The organism is Methanothermobacter wolfeii (assembly GCF_025397995.1).
GTDB lineage: Archaea > Methanobacteriota > Methanobacteria > Methanobacteriales > Methanothermobacteraceae > Methanothermobacter > Methanothermobacter wolfei.
In genome coordinates this window covers 971,269-986,636 of the sequence record NZ_CP104550.1, presented here as the reverse complement: position 1 = coordinate 986,636, position 15,368 = coordinate 971,269, and the positions used below count along the sequence as shown (strand labels likewise).

The 15,368-nt window shown below is 49.1% G+C and carries 18 protein-coding genes; 13 read left to right on the top strand and 5 right to left on the bottom strand.

Features of this window, described 5'->3' with window-relative positions; all coding sequences use genetic code 11:
- Positions 1 to 6 precede the first annotated feature (6 nt).
- From N5910_RS05325 to N5910_RS05295, 7 genes are all read left to right on the top strand, one after another.
- Positions 7 to 294, top strand: coding sequence for a cobaltochelatase subunit CobN (locus N5910_RS05325; RefSeq protein ID WP_261599376.1), 288 nt, complete (start codon positions 7 to 9; stop codon positions 292 to 294).
- Positions 272 to 2,032 (top strand): cobaltochelatase subunit CobN, encoded by a 1,761-nt coding sequence (locus N5910_RS05320; RefSeq protein ID WP_261599375.1) that lies wholly within the window; start codon positions 272 to 274, stop codon positions 2,030 to 2,032. Before N5910_RS05325 ends, N5910_RS05320 begins: the two co-directional genes overlap by 23 nt.
- A gap of 196 nt (positions 2,033 to 2,228) precedes the next feature.
- On the top strand, positions 2,229 to 2,939 hold the full coding sequence (locus N5910_RS05315; protein WP_084531218.1) for a DUF2162 domain-containing protein: 711 nt from the start codon (positions 2,229 to 2,231) through the stop codon (positions 2,937 to 2,939).
- 13 nt (positions 2,940 to 2,952) lie between these two features.
- Positions 2,953 to 3,633 (top strand): MotA/TolQ/ExbB proton channel family protein, encoded by a 681-nt coding sequence (locus N5910_RS05310; protein WP_191216005.1) that lies wholly within the window; start codon positions 2,953 to 2,955, stop codon positions 3,631 to 3,633.
- Positions 3,590 to 3,928, top strand: coding sequence for a DUF2149 domain-containing protein (locus tag N5910_RS05305; protein ID WP_074359039.1), 339 nt, complete (start codon positions 3,590 to 3,592; stop codon positions 3,926 to 3,928). Before N5910_RS05310 ends, N5910_RS05305 begins: the two co-directional genes overlap by 44 nt.
- 155 nt (positions 3,929 to 4,083) lie before the next feature.
- Positions 4,084 to 4,767, top strand: coding sequence for a HisA/HisF family protein (locus tag N5910_RS05300; RefSeq protein WP_074359038.1), 684 nt, complete (start codon positions 4,084 to 4,086; stop codon positions 4,765 to 4,767).
- Positions 4,764 to 5,591: a PfkB family carbohydrate kinase gene (locus tag N5910_RS05295; protein WP_191216004.1), complete on the top strand. Its 828-nt coding sequence runs from the start codon at positions 4,764 to 4,766 to the stop codon at positions 5,589 to 5,591. The genes N5910_RS05300 and N5910_RS05295 overlap by 4 nt, the downstream gene beginning before the upstream one ends.
- A 43-nt stretch (positions 5,592 to 5,634) precedes the next feature.
- Here the strand turns inward: N5910_RS05295 and N5910_RS05290 are convergent, their stop codons facing one another.
- Entirely contained in the window at positions 5,635 to 5,829 is a 195-nt protein-coding gene (locus tag N5910_RS05290) for a hypothetical protein (protein WP_074359036.1), read from the bottom strand.
- 126 nt (positions 5,830 to 5,955) lie between these two features.
- Between N5910_RS05290 and pdxS the strand changes: the two genes are divergently transcribed.
- Complete coding sequence (gene pdxS, locus N5910_RS05285) at positions 5,956 to 6,837, top strand: pyridoxal 5'-phosphate synthase lyase subunit PdxS (RefSeq protein ID WP_074359035.1); 882 nt, start codon at positions 5,956 to 5,958, stop codon at positions 6,835 to 6,837.
- 22 nt (positions 6,838 to 6,859) lie between these two features.
- Here the strand turns inward: pdxS and N5910_RS05280 are convergent, their stop codons facing one another.
- From N5910_RS05280 to N5910_RS05265, 4 genes are all read right to left on the bottom strand, one after another.
- Positions 6,860 to 7,390 carry a hypothetical protein gene (locus tag N5910_RS05280; RefSeq protein WP_191216003.1) on the bottom strand — a complete coding sequence of 177 codons (531 nt, stop codon included), beginning with the start codon at positions 7,388 to 7,390 and terminating at the stop codon, positions 6,860 to 6,862.
- 103 nt (positions 7,391 to 7,493) lie between these two features.
- On the bottom strand, positions 7,494 to 7,832 hold the full coding sequence (locus tag N5910_RS05275; RefSeq protein ID WP_191216002.1) for a P-II family nitrogen regulator: 339 nt from the start codon (positions 7,830 to 7,832) through the stop codon (positions 7,494 to 7,496).
- A gap of 8 nt (positions 7,833 to 7,840) precedes the next feature.
- The gene (locus tag N5910_RS05270) at positions 7,841 to 9,064 is read right to left on the bottom strand and encodes an ammonium transporter (protein ID WP_074359032.1); all 1,224 of its coding nucleotides are present in this window, start codon (positions 9,062 to 9,064) and stop codon (positions 7,841 to 7,843) included.
- Between the two features lie 193 nt (positions 9,065 to 9,257).
- Positions 9,258 to 9,596 (bottom strand): P-II family nitrogen regulator, encoded by a 339-nt coding sequence (locus N5910_RS05265; protein ID WP_074359031.1) that lies wholly within the window; start codon positions 9,594 to 9,596, stop codon positions 9,258 to 9,260.
- A gap of 129 nt (positions 9,597 to 9,725) precedes the next feature.
- On the opposite strand from N5910_RS05265, the gene N5910_RS05260 reads away from it, so the two are divergent.
- The 5 genes from N5910_RS05260 (at position 9,726) to N5910_RS05240 (ending at position 15,249) form a co-directional block, all read left to right on the top strand.
- Positions 9,726 to 10,022, top strand: a complete 297-nt coding sequence (locus N5910_RS05260; RefSeq protein ID WP_074359030.1) for a hypothetical protein — start codon at positions 9,726 to 9,728, stop codon at positions 10,020 to 10,022.
- A 72-nt stretch (positions 10,023 to 10,094) separates the two neighbouring features.
- Positions 10,095 to 10,667, top strand: a complete 573-nt coding sequence (locus N5910_RS05255; protein WP_074359029.1) for a helix-turn-helix domain-containing protein — start codon at positions 10,095 to 10,097, stop codon at positions 10,665 to 10,667.
- A 12-nt stretch (positions 10,668 to 10,679) separates the two neighbouring features.
- Positions 10,680 to 11,081 (top strand): acyl-CoA thioesterase, encoded by a 402-nt coding sequence (locus tag N5910_RS05250; protein WP_074359763.1) that lies wholly within the window; start codon positions 10,680 to 10,682, stop codon positions 11,079 to 11,081.
- A 12-nt stretch (positions 11,082 to 11,093) separates the two neighbouring features.
- Positions 11,094 to 12,737, top strand: coding sequence for an AMP-binding protein (locus N5910_RS05245; protein ID WP_074359028.1), 1,644 nt, complete (start codon positions 11,094 to 11,096; stop codon positions 12,735 to 12,737).
- A 22-nt stretch (positions 12,738 to 12,759) separates the two neighbouring features.
- Positions 12,760 to 15,249, top strand: a complete 2,490-nt coding sequence (locus N5910_RS05240; RefSeq protein WP_074359027.1) for a DUF5814 domain-containing protein — start codon at positions 12,760 to 12,762, stop codon at positions 15,247 to 15,249.
- Positions 15,250 to 15,368: the final 119 nt, after the last annotated feature.

The following is a 15,368-nucleotide window of genomic DNA, read 5'->3' as shown; positions in this document are numbered from 1 at the left end:
TCCAGCATGGGCATGGACTTCGATAAACTCACGGCGATCCAGGCAGAAGAGGTTAACAACAGGACAGTGGACTGGATACTCCAGATAATAAGGGGAAGAGCACCGGAGACCCTAACAGACGATGCACAGATAATAGAACTCCTTAACAGGGCAAAGGGATACGCTTACCTTATAAATCAGAGCTTCGGTTCAGAGATGAACTCGCTTCTCGATGCCCTTAACGGGGGGTTCATAACACCACGTTCAGGTAACGACCCCATCAGGAAACCCCATGGCACTTCCAACAGGCAGTAACTTCTATGCGGTATCAGAGAACCTCATGCCGACAAGGACGGCATGGAACCTGGGTAAGAGGCTGGCTGACATGGCACTTGCACAGTTCGATGTCATACCTGAGAAGGTGGCTGCCGTTGTATGGTGTGTTGAAACTGTCCGTGATGACGGTACAATGGTATCCTTCGTACTCAGACTCATGGGTGTGGAGCCAACATGGTCATCAACGGGTTCGGCTGGAAGCATAAAGGCAACACCACTATCACAGCTACTCACGGATCTCAACACGGTACGTGCGGCTTCAGGGCTCCCTGCTCTGACAGAAAGACCCAGGGTGGACCCGATTGTAACAACCAGCGGACTCTTCAGGGACCTCTTCCCGAGGCTCCTCATAAACATGGACAGGGCCTACAGGGTTGCCCTTGCAGCCTCATACAGAAGGATTGTTGAGGAGCACCCGGAACTCAGGACATCCCTGGACTACGTGCTCCAGACCCTTGTTGATGCAAAGTACACCAACTTCAGGGGCAACGAGTCACTGGATACCAATTACATCGCAAAGCACTGGATCAACGATACCCTGAAATATATGGCCATGGGACTGAACGCCATAGAGGCCGGTGAAATAGCCATTACAAGGATCTTCGCCCCGCCTGTGGGTGACTATGGTGCGGGTGTCAGTAAGGGCGCCGAGATGTCATGGACCTGGAATGACAGGAGCGAACTTGCAGAGATCTACTTCAACAGGATGAGCCACGCCTACAGTGAACGTTCCTGGGGTGTTTCAATGCCTTATACATTTAAGGAACTGCTGAAGGGTGTTCAGACGGCTTACCACAGCAGGAGCACGAATCTGTATGGGGTGGCTGACAACGACGACTACTTCGACTACTTCGGCGGACTTTCAATGGCCATTGAAATGATGAACAATGGAAGGGCCCCTGATCTCTATGTGCTCAGATACTCCAACCCGGCAAACCCGGCAGTCATGACCCTGAAGCAGTTCATAGCGATGGAGTACAGGACAAGGTACCTCAACCCTGATTGGATAAGGAGCATCCTCAGTGAGGGCTACTCCGGACCAAGGACCATAGCGAAGTACACGTCCCACCTTGTGGGATGGGAGTACACCGTACCGGACCTACTTGACAGCGCCTTCTGGGACGCATACTTCGATGCAGTTGTTGCAGACAGGTATAACCTTGGAATCAGCGTGGCCTATTCAAGGAACCCCTACGCTGCAATGGATATCCTGGCCCACTTTGCTGAGATGGCGAACAGGGGCCAGTGGGATGCCAGTCCACAGAAACTCGCCTACATTGCAGAGGCCCTTGGATCCTATGTGGCTGAGCATGGTGTTTCATGTTCAGGGTCAATCTGTGGTGACAGGGAGCTCATGAAGTGGCTGAGCCAGTACATGTCCGCCGATGTTAAAGGGAAATTCACATCAGCACTGTATGCAGCAACCGGTGCGGCGATATTTGCCCCTGAACCTGCTTCAGATCCTGGTGAAAATCCAGTTACGGGTCCTGTCACCGGTCCTGTGAACCCATCACCTGGTGGTTCGTCAGGTGGAAGGACGGGTTCGTCGGCAGGTGCTTCAGAAGGTGGAACAGGTCCACAGAAATCCTATGAGGTTAAAGAGACTCCTGAAACACTAAATGAGAAGCAGGATTTCCCTGTTTACGGAGTCATAGGTATTGTGGCGCTCCTTGCCCTTGTAGGAGTGGGCTACTTCCTTGGACCTGGAAGGAGGTGAATACCTCCTTCACCAATTTTTTTCCGGAAAATATAAATATCAGTTTTATTTTATTTTTTATAAAAATTGATTGAATAAGGTTCCGGGTTCTTCCAGATGGGAGTATTAACTTCATCCTCTGATTCCTGGTTTGAGTAATAATTTAATTTATATACTAATTAATCATAAATGCTATGTGAAAGAGAAGGTGTGGATCATGGACATTGCAAACCTACTATGGCAGGCTGGAATACTCTCGGTTCTTCTGATATTTGGAGTTAAAATTGGGCTGGCAATGGGATTTGCCGGACTCTCAAAACGGATGGCGGCCCTTGTAACAGCAGGATACGGTCTTGGAGTTTTTGGTCTATCGGCCCTTGCAAACGCATACATCAGCTCAGTTCAGGGATTCTTCAACACCTACAGTTCACTGATAACCATAATCATGGCAGCGATCCTCATATTTGCAGGTGTACACACCCTCCGTGAATGGAAGGAACACCGGCGGGACACTGCAAGGACGGCATGCGTTGCAATGGTGGCTCCATGCCCCTGCTGCTTCGGGGCGGTGCTGGTCAGCATAATACTCATCTCACCCATAATCGGTGTTTCAGCGGTGACCCTCGGCAAATATTCAGGCGTCATACTCGCAGCATTCATAGCATTCTTCTATATCTTTGCCAATGGAATCTCCAGGGCCATAGATAAACCTTACCCTGTACTCCTAGGTAACTTCATGCTGTTTGCAGGCCTTTACTTCCTCACGGCCGCCATCGTACTTCCAAATGTCAACAGTGTCATGACAATGAAAATGACACCCCTCACGGTGCCGGGTATAGATACGATTATCTACGTTGTCCTGGGGACACTGGCACTTATAGGACTTGGAATCTACCTTAACAAGAAAAAAAGCACTTTTATAGAATGAGAGGTGAATTAGTATGGTTGCAGTACCAGGCAGTGAAATACTTAGCGGTGCCCTGCACGTTGTCTCCCAGAGCCTCCTCATACCTGTTATAGCAGGGCTTCTGGCATTCATGGTATACGCCATAGTAACACTGGGTGGCATGATCTCAGAGTACTCCGGAAGGATAAGGACAGATGTGAAGGAAATAGAATCCGCCATAAAGTCAATATCAAACCCGGGGACACCTGAAAGGATAATGGAAGTTGTTGATTCAATGAACATACCCCAGAGCCAGAAGGATGTTCTAAGGGACATTGTAAACACAGAAAATCTTGGAACAAAGTCAAGGGAGGCCCTTGCAAGGAAACTCATAGAGAATGAGGAGCTCAGGGCTGCCAAGAGCCTTGAGAAGACGGATATAGTAACAAGGCTTGGCCCGACCCTCGGGTTGATGGGTACCCTCATCCCCATGGGCCCCGGCCTTGCAGCCCTCGGGGCGGGTGACATAAACACACTGGCACAAGCCATCATAATAGCATTCGATACAACGGTCGTTGGACTCGCATCCGGTGGTATAGCCTATGTCATCTCCAAGGTCAGGAGGAGATGGTACGAGGAGTACATGTCAAACCTTGAGACCATGGCCGAAGCTGTACTGGAGGTGATGGAGAATGCCGCTGAGGCGCCGGCGAAGACTCCTGTCGGATCAAAATGAAGAGGATCCAATGGCAGGGAGCGCAAACCTTGTTGATGCAATGCTGGTACTCTCAGTCGGATTCCTCATATTCCTTGTGCTCTCCTGGAACATGCAGAACGTTGTCTTTGCAGACATGACACCACAGGAGAGGCAGGAGACCATGGAGGCCATGAAGAAGGCGGTGGAGGTCCAGAGGGGCCAGGAACTCAACGACACACCCCAGACCAGTTCGGGTTCAGGTCAGGGCTTCGTTGAGATGGGAACCGTCTACAGGGACCCAAAGACAGGTAAACTCATCATGGTGCAGGGTTAGAGATTCCCCCCTTCCTTTTTTCGCTGGAAAAGGTTTTTTTCTGGATCAAAACTATTTTTATCTCTTCAGAGCAGATAGTGTTCTGTTCATCGTCTGAGGTGATGGCGAGCATATTTTATTCCTTACCAGATTATACTATAAGTTACGGTGATACCATGGAGATCATACCCGTCCTTGACCTTATGAATGGAATGGCAGTATCCGGTAAATCAGGTGAACGTGAAAACTACAGGCCCCTTGAGACGGTCTTCTCAGACACACCGGACCCTGTGAGCATAGCCCTCTCCCTGAAGGCCATGGGTGCAGGATCGGTTTACATAGCTGACCTTGACGCCATTGAAGGTAAAGGCCACAACCTTGATGTGGTGGGGAGGGTGAACCATGTGCTCCCGGTAATCCTTGATGCGGGGGTTAAGGATTCTCAAACATTCGGATTCTTCCTTGAACACGCTTCCATGGTTGTGGCTGCAACCGAAACCCTATCATCATTTGAGGAACTTGAAGAGATAATCAGAAGGTACCCGCCTTCAAGGACCGTGATAAGCGTTGATGTGAAGGACATGGAGCTCTACTCAGCCGGCATTGACCTTGGACTTGAGGAGTTGAGGGACAGACTCCTCGGGATGGAGACCGGTGACATAATACTCCTTGATATCAGCTCGGTGGGTACGGGTGCAGGGTTTAACAGGGAACTCCTTGAGGTCTTCAGGCCGCTCATTGACAGGATCGTCCCTGGGGGAGGCGTGCTACCTGAGGAGATCCCTGAACTTGAGGCCATGGGGGTTAGAAGGGTCCTTGCTGGAAGGGCGCTCCATGAGGGGAGGTTGATGCCCGGTTGAAGGCAGGAGAGAGATACCTCCTTATCGGCCCCGTGAGCAGGGACCGGATAATAAGGGGGGAGAGGGTATCGTTAAGGACAGGTGGAGCTGTATACTATTACGCAAGGCTCCTGTCCTATCTCGGGGTGGAGCACACCGCCGTCGTGACCATTGCAGAGGAGGATCTTCACCTCCTTGAGGCTTTTCCAGAGGACACTGAAATCATCCCTGTATACAGGGAGGCAACGGTTGAATTTGAGAACATATACAGTGACGGGGACCCTGATGACAGGATCCAGAGATCAAACTTTGCTGAAAACCCTTTATATGTAGATGATATTGTGGAGATGGCGGGAGAGGGGTGGACCGCTGTCCTTGCAGGGCCACTGTTGCCATCGGACATACCCATCAGCACCCTTAAATTTCTGGGAGAAGGGCACAGCCTCTACACGGGACTGCAGGGCTACCTCAGATTCCAGGGGAACCCTGGTGTTTCACTTGGATTCAGCAGGAAAATCTGGAGTGTCCTTGACTGTTCAGATGCGGTCTTTCTTGATGTGAATGAGCTTGGAGTAATAGCAGATGAGAGGAGAAGGGCCCTTATGCTCATGGGTGAACATGTTGATGAGGCTGTGGTGACCCGAGGAAGCAGGGGTTCTTTTATATACCGCAGGGGCCGTTTAATGGAGGTAAAGGCTGTGGAGGCAGTCAGGGAACTTGAACCAACGGGCCTGGGGGATACCTACATGGCGGCTTACGTCTATATGAGGCAGCGGGCGGGGCCACTGGATGCAGGTAGATTCGCCTCAATGATGGCCACGGGAAAACTTGAAGGTAAAATTTAAAAAGAGCTGACTTTGTGCATGATAATAAACCGTTTACCCGGGATCAGATCCCGAGGATGAGGGGCAGTATGATGAATGGGAGGAGTCCCGCTGCAAAGAAGAGACCCACACCCCCAAGTAACTGTTCCCTGTTTTCATCCATGACCCCGTTACATATGAGCAGCATGCTGATGAATCCAAGGACTGCTGGGATTCCATGTGAGTAGATTACTGATCCTGTGAATGTTCCGGCAACCATTTCAACCACGCCAGTTTTTACATTTATATGTTGAGGGGTCCACTTAAATATTTTGGGATCCGCAATAGCTATTTAAAGACCGACATTCATAAATGTTAATGATTATTCTAATGGAGGAGATTGATCATGCTGCATGGTACAGAAGTACTCAAGAAAGGATTTGCAAAGATGACCAAGGGCGGCGTTATAATGGACGTTGTGAACGCTGAACAGGCAGCCATTGCAGAGGATTCCGGTGCAGTCGCTGTCATGGCCCTTGAGAAGGTCCCCGCTGATATAAGGGCCTCAGGTGGAGTTGCAAGGATGGCTGATCCCAACAAGGTCCAGGAGATAATGGACGCGGTGTCCATACCTGTCATGGCCAAGGTAAGGATAGGACACTTCGTTGAGGCCCAGGTCCTGGAGGCCCTCGGTGTTGACATGATAGACGAGAGTGAGGTTTTAACCCCTGCGGATGAACGCTTTCACATTGATAAGAAAAAATTTACCGTTCCATTTGTTTGCGGTGCAAGGAACCTCGGCGAGGCACTCCGGAGGATAGATGAGGGGGCTGCCATGATAAGGACCAAGGGCGAACCAGGGACAGGTAACATCGTTGAAGCCGTAAGGCACATGAGGATAATGATGAGTGAGATCAGGGAGATAGGGAACAAGGAGGAAGAGGAGCTCTGGGAATTCGCAAGAAAGATTGAAGCACCCCTTGAACTTGTCAGGGAAACAGCAAAGCTTGGTAAGCTTCCTGTGGTTAACTTTGCAGCAGGGGGTGTGGCAACACCTGCAGACGCGGCCCTCATGATGCAGCTTGGTGCAGACGGCGTCTTTGTGGGTTCAGGTATATTCAAGTCAGATAACCCTGAGGGTTATGCAAGGGCCATAGTTGAGGCAACAGCTCACTATGATGATCCCGAGGTTATAGCGGAGGTTTCAAGGGGCCTTGGAACCGCGATGAGGGGCCTTGAAATCAGTGAGATCCCTGATGAGGCCAGGATGCAGGACAGGGGATGGTAGTCTCCCCTAAAATTAATTTTTTTTAGATTGCCTGGTATATGATTCTGGTGCTGTATGTACCTGGATCTATGAAGGGTGGAACTGTTATATGGTAATTGATTGGTATTTCCACCTCTGTATTTCCATTTCTCTGCCAGAACAGGTAGGGTGTGGTTGTGAATGATTTTTTTTCCACCACTATCAGTCCATATGGGCTGTTATAATTTATGCTGTACTTTAGGTTTGATATGGGTATTTCCTGGTTATCTGTACTCATGAGACTGTCTGATTCTGAATAAACGTATAATCTAAGCTGGCCTCTCTGGGATGCGGTTAAAAATGTAACCTCATAGTAGCTTCTTTCGATACCATCTGGCTCCACTGTTCCAAGATCAAGGTAGGTAGGGTTTATGGTAATAGAGGCTTCAGTTGCCATTGGCTGAATCAGTGCATTGTTTCCTGTATTTTTAATGGTTACATTCTCTGCGGTGGTGTTCTCAGTTGTGTTGGCACCTGCACTGGTAAAAACTGTTATGAGAATGAATATCAGTATAAATGGTGTGATGTACCTCAAGTTATGTAATCCTTTTTGTTCATATGTCTGTATATGGATGGTAAAAAAGGTTTCTTTTTTGTCCCTGAAAAATTAAAAGAAAGAATAAGAATATAAAATACTTTTAAACAGCTTTTTTACCACTTTCACCTGTCCTTATCCTCACAACATCCTCCACACTGGATATGAATATCTTCCCGTCACCTATGTCCCCGGTCTGGGCGTTTTTGACTATTGTTTCAATCACCCTGTCGACTTCTTCATCGTTGACAACTATTTCGATCTTTGTTTTCGGGAGAAGGTCTATCCTGTAGTCCCTTCCACGGTAACTCTCTGTTACGCCGAGCTGCCTTCCCCGTCCCCTGACCTCTGTAACCGTCATTCCATGGCATCCTGCTTCTTCAAGGGCGTTTTTAACTTCTTCAAGTTTTTCAGGCCTTATGATGGCAACTATTTCCTTCATACTATCACCTAAATTCGGTAACCTGACTCCTCATGGAGGTTGGTGTCAAGACCCTCTATCTCTTCCCTGTCACTTACCCTGAGACCTACTGCAATGTCAAGGATTTTACCTATCACCAGTGTTACTATGAATGAGTATGCGGCCACCACGGCAACTGCTATTACCTGTGCTGTGAGCTGTCCTGGGTTACCGTAGAAGAGCCCTGTTCCAAGTTCATTTATGAAGGGGGCTGCGAAGAGTCCTGTTGCAACTGAACCCCATATACCTGACATTCCATGTATACCAAAGACGTCAAGGGCATCATCATATCCTACCCTTGGTTTGAGGTATGATACTGCAAGGTATGATACTATACTTGTTGCAAGCCCTATGATTATCGCTGCAGGTACTGTTACAAATCCTGCTGCAGGTGTTATTGCAACCAGACCCGCAACTGCGCCTGATATACCGCCAAGTACGGTGGCTTTACCTGTTTTAAGGTAGTCAAGAATTGCCCATGATACCATACCCGCGGCTGCAGCCGTGTTGGTCACAAGGAATGCTGATGCAGCCAGTCCTCCTGCTGTCAGGGCTGATCCTGCATTGAAACCGAACCAGCCGAACCATAGCAGTGCAGCGCCTATAACTGAGTATCCAAGGTTGTGTGGCAGCAGTCTTGTGTCCTTTCTCTTACCGAGGAGGTATACAAGTGCCAGTGCAGCCATACCTGAGTTTATATGGACAACCGTACCCCCTGCAAAGTCAAGTGCTCCCAGCTGGGCCAGAAATCCTCCACCCCACACCCAGTGGGCTACAGGGACATATACTAGGCTTACCCATAGTACTATGAAACCCAGCCATGCTGAGAATTTCATCCTTTCAACAACCGCACCTGATATCAGTGCTATTGTTATTGCAGCGAAGGTTAGCTGGAATGTTATGTAGATGAAGCTTGGGACTGTTGGTGCAAGTTCCGCGAGGTTCTCAACTCCTATTCCGTTCATGAAAAGATTCACGGGACTTCCTATGAATCCCATTATATCAGGTCCGAAGGCAAACTGGTAGCCGTAGAGGACCCATATGAGACTTGTCACTGAGAAGGCTATCAGTGACATGAACATCGTGTTTAAAACGTTTTCTTTTTTTGTTAAACCCCCATAGAAGAGAGCAACGCCTGGAACTGTCATGAGCATTACAAGGGCTGTTGATATGAGCAGCCAGGCCGTGTCCCCTGAGTTTAATACCGCGTCCATTAAATTCCTCCTTAACCAAATCAATACCGGAAAGCAGAAGCAATCTTCCGACAGTATGATGGTGGGTGATAATTCTATATAAACCTTTCGGTATTCTCTAATTATATTTTCAGAATATGATTCAATAAAAATTAATATATTCAGATAAAATAGAAGACTAATGAAATTAATTAACCTCTATTATGCTTACGTGTCAGATGGCTTTTTCTCCCCTTTCACCAGTCCTTATCCTCACAACATCCTCCACATCGGATATGAATATCTTGCCATCACCTATATCCCCTGTCCTGGCATTCTCAATTATTGTTTCAACTACCCTTTCAAGGTCCCCTGAATCTACAACGATCTCAAGTTCCACCTTGGGAAGAAGATCAACACAGTAATCCATTCCACGATAGCTCTCCCTTATCCCCATCTGCTGGCCCCTTCCCCTCACATCCGTAACCGTCATCCCCTCTATACCCTCAAGTTCAAGGGCATACTTAACATCCTCAAGTTTCTCTCGCCTGATAACAGCAGTGATCCTCTTCATGACAGTCACCTTTATGTTCCTCTATTGGATTAGATATTTAAGACTAGAGTCAGAGTCGCCTCCTAACATACCGTCTGAAGCCAACATTAAAATACAATAAAGTCAATAGAATCTTAAAGAGGTGTTAAGTTGAATTCAACAAAGAGGGGACGATTATTCGCGGTTCTCATGATTGCACTGATTGCCTATGGCTTTTCATCATCGGTATGCATGGTTCTGAAGCCATCCTTTGCGGTTGAAATCCCCACCCAGATCCTCCCGGCGGAAGAACGCATTGAAACAGCCGGTAACCCTGGCTTCCAGCCGGTAACCCTCAGGAAACACGTCATGAACATCACAAACAACACAACAGCCAATGAAACCCAGGAACTGATATACATAAACACCACTAAATCCCGCAATAACACCCGCTGGAACACGGACTAGGGTCCAACAGCAATTTTTTTAAAGGGATTATCCCAGAATATTAATTCAGATGCAAATTTTTAAGGTGATTGCGTGCCCGAGAACACGGTAGGAGAGAGAATAAAACAGCTCAGAGATAACCAGAACATCACTATCCAGGAACTCGCAGAGAGAAGTGGTGTTAACCAGGAACTCATAAGTAAAATAGAGGAGGGCGACGTTCTCCCCTCACTGACACCCCTCATAAAGATCTCAAGGACCCTCGGAGTCCGGCTTGGAACGCTCCTTGATGACAGGATACAGGATGAACCCATCATAGTCAGGAAGGGTAAGACCCGGAGGGTAATACACTTCTCAGGACGTGAAGATGAAACAGGATCAAGCAACCTCAACTTCCACTCCCTGGGAGCAGGCAAAAGTGACAGGCACATGGAACCCTTCATCATAGACGTTGAAATCCATGAGGACGACTTCAAACTATCATCCCATGAGGGTGAAGAGTTCATCTACGTCCTTGAGGGTGAAATCGAGGTAATCTACGGCCAGGACACCTACACCCTCCAGGCCGGTGACAGCATATACTACGACTCCATAGTACCGCACCACCTCCATGCAGCAGGAGAAGAAAAGGCAAGGATACTGGCAGTTGTTTACACACCATTCTAGATGGATGATAGGATGTTCAAAATAACAGTAACACCCCGCTTCGGGGATATTGATGGACTCAGGCACGTTAACAACACTGTTCTTGCAGTATGGTTTGAGAAGGGAAGGAACCCCATATTCAGGATGTTCACACCGGACCTGGACCTCAGCTATGAGAAATGGAAACTCATCCTCGTAAGGACAGAGTTCGATTTCCTTGCACAGATGTACTACGGGAGCGACGTTGAGATCAGAAGCTACATAACCCATATCGGAAACTCATCCTTCACCATCGGACATGAAGCCTGGCAGGACGGAGAGCTCAAGGCAAGGGGCAGGGCGGTCCTCGTTCACTATGACTTCATCGAGCAGAAGAAGAAACCGATACCTCCAGAGATAAGGGCTCAGCTGGAGGAACACCTTGTAGAGGAATGAAAGGGTGGATTTATGGTTTTCACAGAGGATACAATAGGAGAATTTTTTGAAAAACAGGTTGAAAGGTACGCTTATAAGGAATTCATAGTTTACCCAGACAGGGACCTTAGATTCACCTACAGGGAGTTCAATGACAGGGTCAACCTCATGGCCAAGGGCCTCCTGTCTATAGGAATAAAGAAGGGCGACCACGTGGGTATCTGGGCCACTAACGTTCCGGACTGGCTCACATTTCTCTTTGCAACAGCAAAGATCGGCGCCGTCCTTGTAACGGTAAACACAGCCTACAGGAGCCATGAACTGGAATACGTCATGAAACAGTCTGATATGAAGGCAATAGCAATCATAGACGGCTTCAGGGATGTTGACTACATTCAGACACTCTACGAGCTCGTCCCTGAACTTAAAACCCATGAAAGGGGCCACCTCAGGAGTGAAAGGTTCCCTGAACTCAGGAGCGTCATCTACATAGGCGCCCAGAAACACAGGGGAATGTACAACACCCACGAACTCATGCTCCTTGGAAGACACGTCCCTGACAGTAAACTTGAGGAGGCGGCTGCAGAACTCAGGAACACGGATGTGATCAACATGCAGTACACCTCAGGGACAACAGGGTTCCCCAAGGGGGTCATGCTGACACACAGGAACATACTCAACAACGGCTACTACATCGGTGAGAGACAGAGGTTCACAGAGGAGGACAGGCTCTGCCTCCCGGTCCCCCTCTTCCACTGCTTCGGGATAGTGCTGGGTGTGCTGGCCATCCTTACCCATGGAGGCACCCTGGTCATGATAGAACTCTTCGACCCCCTCCTGGTCCTTGCAGCTGTTGAGAAGGAGAAGTGCACGGCCCTCTACGGCGTTCCCACAATGTTCATAGCAGAATTCACACACCCGATGTTTGACATGTTCGACCTCTCATCACTCCGTACAGGGATCATGGCAGGTTCACCATGCCCCATCGAGGCAATGAAACGCGTCATGAACGACATGAACATGAAGGAGGTAACCATAGCCTACGGACTCACAGAGGCCTCACCTGTATTCACACAGACAAGTGTTGATGACCCCATAGAGAAACGTGTCGAAACCGTGGGGACACCCCTCCCCCACATAGAGGTCAAGATAGTTGACCCCGAGACCGGGGAGGAACTTGGACCCGGAGAGCCGGGTGAGATCTGCTGCCGCGGCTACAACGTCATGAAGGGCTACTACAAGATGCCCGAGATGACGGCCGAGGCCATAGACGAGGATGGATGGCTCCACAGCGGAGACCTTGCGGTGATGGATGAGGACGGCTACTACTCAATCGTGGGCCGTATAAAGGACATGATCATCCGCGGCGGCGAGAACATTTACCCCAGGGAGATCGAGGAATTCCTCCACACCATGCCGGGTGTAAAGGACGTGCAGGTAGTCGGTATACCCGATGAGAAGTACGGTGAAATAGTAGGGGCCTTCATCATAAAGGAGGATGACGCGGATCTCCTTGAAGAGGACGTCCGGGACTATGCGATCCAGAGGATAGCAAGGTACAAGGTCCCCAAGCACGTGTTCTTTGTGGATGAGTTCCCACTGACTGCAAGCGGGAAGGTCCAGAAGTTCAAACTCCGTGAAATGGCAGTTGAGCTTCTAAAGAAGAAGGAAACCTAATATTTTTTTCTTGAGCGGTAGAATGATAATTTTAAACAGGAGAAAAAGGTCAGTTGATTTTATCCCTGCAGGAAAACCCAGCGGAGCCCTCAACACCCGCAGGAAACCCCCATTCTGGGGGAGGTTAAAGGTCCAGAAGACAGGGTCCGGTCCAAGGATAGCGAGGTTCACCATAGAAAGGGATGGGAAGGAAAGCCTCAGGAAACCCTCAGAGGCACTTAAACTGATGAAGAAACAGGCAGTCTTCCTCACGGGCCATGATGAGGAACTCGAGGAACTCCTATCAGCCTACGGTATCAGGTACAGGCACACAAGGGTCTGCCAGCACTGCCTCCATGAGGGGTACGTTACTGTTGTGAATTCAAGGTCATCAACGGTGTACTCCGGCCAGAGGATATGCTCAAGGTGCGTTGATGAGGTGATCAAGAGGGAACTCAGGTACTCGGGCCTTGATGTCTTGGTATACAGGAATCTCAGGAGGCTCATCAGGAGGGGGATACCCCTCGAGGAGGTCCTTGAGGTCATATCACCCCGTTTTGACCCCCTTGATAACAGGAGATTAACCCTCTATGATACGGTCACCTCAGGGGCTGACAGGACACCACAGGTCCCGGTGGATAAACTGGGGATTCCCGAGGGATTCATAAGGATACTTAAAAGGGAGGGTAACCGTGTACTGAGGCCGGTGCAGGTACTTGCGGTTGATTCGGGCCTCCTTGAGGGTGAGGATCTCATGGTGGTATCTGCAACTGCAAGTGGAAAGACACTAATAGGTGAACTTGCAGGCATACCCCGGGCAATGGCCGGTGAAAGGTTCATATACCTCACACCCCTCGTGGCACTGGCAAACCAGAAATACAGGGACTTTAAGGGGAGATACTCACGTCTCGGTCTTAAAACAGCCATAAAGGTTGGTATGAGCAGGATAAGGGCCCGTGAAGAACTGAAGATTCCGGAAACCGATCCGTCATCTTCTGACATCATAGTGGGTACCTATGAGGGCTTTGATTATATCCTGAGGTCAGGAGGGGCTGAGAGACTTGGCAGGGTAGGGGTGGTTGTGGTGGATGAGATACACACCCTTGAGGATGAGGAGAGGGGTTCGAGGCTTAACGGGATGATAAGGAGGATAAAGGGGTTATTCCCTGAGGCCCAGATCATAGCACTCTCTGCAACCGTGAAGAACACTGAGGAGATAGCCTCGGATTTTGGTCTGAGACTCGTTGAGTATGATAGAAGACCCGTACCCCTTGAGAGGCACATTGTATTTTCAAGGAGCCCTGAGGAGAAGAAGAACCTCATACTCAGGCTTGCAGAGCGGGAGTTCTCCCTGAAGTCAGAGAGAGGATTCCATGGCCAGACCATAATCTTCACAAACTCACGGAGGAAGACGAGGCTCATTGCAGAATACCTTACAAGGAACAGGGTCAGTGCAGCTGCCTACCATGCGGGTCTATCCTACAGGGAAAGGCAGAGGATAGAGAAGGCGTTCGCCTCCCAGAAGCTTGCTGCCATTGTAACAACAGCCGCCCTTGCAGCTGGAGTTGATTTTCCAGCATCACAGGTTATTTTTGAGACGCTCCTTATGGGTAACCGGTGGCTGACGGCCAACGAGTTTTCACAGATGCTTGGAAGGGCCGGGAGGCCATCCTATCATGACAGGGGAATTGTATATGTCCTTGCAGAGGCTGGAATGGAATTTGATGGAGAAACAGAGGAGGTGAAGGCCCTTGAACTCCTTGAAAGCGGACCGGACCCTGTTGATGTCCACTATTCTGAGGAGGATGTTCTTGAACACATCCTTGCAGATGTAAGTTCAGGGGCACTCAGGAGGAGGTCCGATATCTCGGGGGATGGCTCATGGATCCTTGAACCCGGAAGAGCCCTTGAAATCCTTGAATCCTATGGTATGATCACCACAGAGAGTGGAATTGAGGTCACACCCTACGGTATGGCCGTATCAAGGTCCTTCATCAAACCAGGGGACGCCGAGTACATCAGGTCAAACCTCCAGGGGAACCCCCTTGACGTTGCCCTTGAAATGGAACCCTTCACATCAGCGTACCTTTCAGGGAGACTCCACAGGAAGCTGAGTCAGGCAGTGAAGGCTAAATTTTCAACGAGGCTGATGGCAGATTCAACCCTTGACATACTCTCAGGGGGGGATAACCTTGTTAAACTGGATAGCAGACTCCAGGAGGCTGTTCTGAAACTTCAGATGGACTTCCTATCATGTGAGTGCAGGGAAAGGCCCTTCTGTGGCTGTATCCAGAGTAAACTGTCCCGTCATATAATAGACAGGAGGCTGAGGGGGGAGGACCCTGCTGATATAAGCAGGGGACTTCTATCAGGATATCAGATCCAGGCCTATCCAGGGGATATATTCAGCTGGCTTGACTCAACCGTACGGACCCTTGAGGCGGTTAAAAGGATTGCATCAGCATTCCGGAAGAAAAAGACTGTAAGGGAGTGTTCAAGGATCATAAGGGGTATAGAGATGGGGCGGATATGATAATCTGCCTTATTTTTCTCTCCACACATCATCTTTCAATTAATGCTGCCTCATGATGCAATTTTATATGGAGTCCATATCTGCAGGAATTCTGCAAGGATCTCATCAGTATCTGCTCA